General features: G+C 30.3%; 3 protein-coding genes. 2 read left to right on the forward strand and 1 reads right to left on the reverse strand.

Annotated elements, in window-relative coordinates:
• On the forward strand, positions 1 to 689 hold a 689-nt coding region (locus FC45_RS07360), incomplete at its 5' end, for a restriction endonuclease subunit S (RefSeq protein ID WP_420911452.1).
• 43 nt (positions 690 to 732) lie between these two features.
• A complete protein-coding gene (locus FC45_RS07365; protein WP_006588596.1) occupies positions 733 to 1,656 on the forward strand; it encodes a site-specific integrase in 924 nt (307 codons plus the stop codon).
• A gap of 36 nt (positions 1,657 to 1,692) precedes the next feature.
• Here the strand turns inward: FC45_RS07365 and FC45_RS07370 are convergent.
• Positions 1,693 to 2,363 (reverse strand): restriction endonuclease subunit S (locus FC45_RS07370; RefSeq protein ID WP_201780508.1); only part of this gene is annotated, 671 nt, incomplete at its 5' end.

Below are 2,363 nucleotides of genomic sequence, written 5' to 3' on the forward strand. Positions count from 1 at the left end.
CTCTTCAACAACGAAAATTAGAGTTGGAAAAACAGTTAAAATTTTTCCTTTTTCAAAATGCAATCCCCTCAAAAGAAGCTGTAATCTTTAAGCCTAAAATTAGATTTCGAGAATTTCAAGATAAATGGAAATATGCAAAATTATCTGAAATATATAATACTGATTGCTCTGGAGGGACACCTTCTGTTAAAAATAAAACTTTTTATGGTGGGAATATACCTTTCCTAACTATTTCAGATTTAAATAATAAGAAAATTTATAAAACTCAAAAAACATTATCTAAAAAAGGATTAGAAAATAGTAGTGCTAAGCTTGTACCTGCAGGTTCAATTAGTTTAGCAATGTATGCAAGTGTAGGAAAAATAGGAATATTGAGTAAAGAAATGGCAACAAGTCAGGCTTTTTTTAACATGACTTTTGATGATGATGAAAAGAGAGATTTTATATATATTATTCTTGAAAAAGCTAATTTTGATAAAGAATGGATTCGCTTGATTTCAACTGGAACTCAAAATAATTTAAATGCAAAGAAAATAAGAAATTTTCACATAGTATTTCCGACTTATAAAGCACTTAAAGGACTTAATAAATTGTTTTGTAATATTGATACAGATATTGATATACAATATAAAGTTATTGTTACTACTAATCAACTCAAACAATTCCTACTTCAAAATCTCTTTATCTAGATTGCTACAATAACCTCCTAATCAAAATTTAGGAGGTTTTCTTATGTCAAAGAAAATTAGTACAAAGTTGTTTTATCGGTATTATGGTAATTGGATTGAACTGTATAAAAAAGGTGCAATTCGGCAAGTTACGCTTGATAAGTATTATCTGACCGAGCGCAAACTACGAGAGTTAGCACCTGAATTGAGATTATCTGAGTTAAATCGTCAGACATATCAAAAGTTATTGAATGACTATGCTGAAACCCACGAAAAGCACACAACCTTAGACTTTCATCACCACCTTAAAGCTGCAATTATAGACGCACTAGATGATGGAATGATAAAAACTGATCCCACTCGGAGAGTAATTATTAAAGGCCGAAAACCAAAACCAAAAAAGAAAAAGTATCTCAATTTATTTGAATTACAGATGCTTTTAAAACAGTTAAAGCTAGGTACAGAACCTAATTGGGATTGGTTTATTTTATTAGTCGCTAAGACAGGCTTGCGTTATGCTGAAGCTTTAGCATTAACTCCTAATGACTTTAATTATGAAAAGCAAGTTATTACTGTAACCAAAACCTGGAATTACAAATATGCTGGCGGAGGATTCAGACCAACTAAGAATCCGACTTCTAAGCGTAATGTAATGATTGATTGGCAACTTGCTCAGCAATTTAAGCAGATTACACAAGGTATGGACCCTGACAAGCCTATTTTTGTATCAGGAAGGGCTTTTAATTCAACGATAAACATAATCTTGGAGCGACTATGTTATCAAGCTGAAATCCCAGTTATTTCAATCCATGGGTTGAGGCACACACATGCTTCACTGCTTCTCTATGAAGGTGTATCTGTAGCGAGTGTAGCTAAACGACTAGGTCATGCTAATATTACTACTACTCAAAAGACATACCTGCACATTATTCAAGAGCTTGAAAATAAAGATAATGATAAAGTAATGCATCATTTATCTCAGCTATAAAATAAAAGTCCTAGCTTGGATAGCTAGGACTTTGTGCTATATAAATAAGTTTTGAAGTAAGAATTGTTTGAGTTGACATAAACTTTCTTTCTTTGAATATTGTATATCCCAATATTGAGCAAACGAATAATTTATATTGTTAATTTGGTTTTGAATATCTAAATCGGGATATTTTATAACTAATGAACTCAGTTCTGTCTTATTTATACTAGTTTGATTTACAGCAGGATTAGCATGTGACTTTACCCACCATTTATATTTTGGAAGATTTAATAAACCATGAAGATAATTAGGAGTAATTTGATTATTTGTTATGTGAAGTCTAAATAAATTAATGCCATGTACAAGTGGTAGATGCTTTTCTTTAACAATAGCATTTTTTCCAATATGAGTTAGCGAATTGATATTGCTATACAGTATATCTCCAACTTCTAGAAATTTTTTCTCATCACTTACTTGATCTATATAACCTGTTCTTGATAAATCAATTTTGCCGTTTGATATAGTTTCAATTCTTGTAAGTTTAAAATTACCACTTTTCTTTTGAGAATCTCCCATAATTCCATTTGAAATATCAACTATATCACCTAATTTTTTATTTTTAACTTCAATATGTTTAAAGTTTGGCGTTAATGTAAAAGAATATAAATAAAAAGCAATCTGCTTTTTGAGCTTATTTTCCAACTCTAATTTTCGTTGTTGAAGAG

It is taken from the genome of Lactobacillus jensenii DSM 20557, from assembly GCF_001436455.1.
Taxonomy (GTDB): Bacteria; Bacillota; Bacilli; order Lactobacillales; family Lactobacillaceae; genus Lactobacillus; species Lactobacillus jensenii.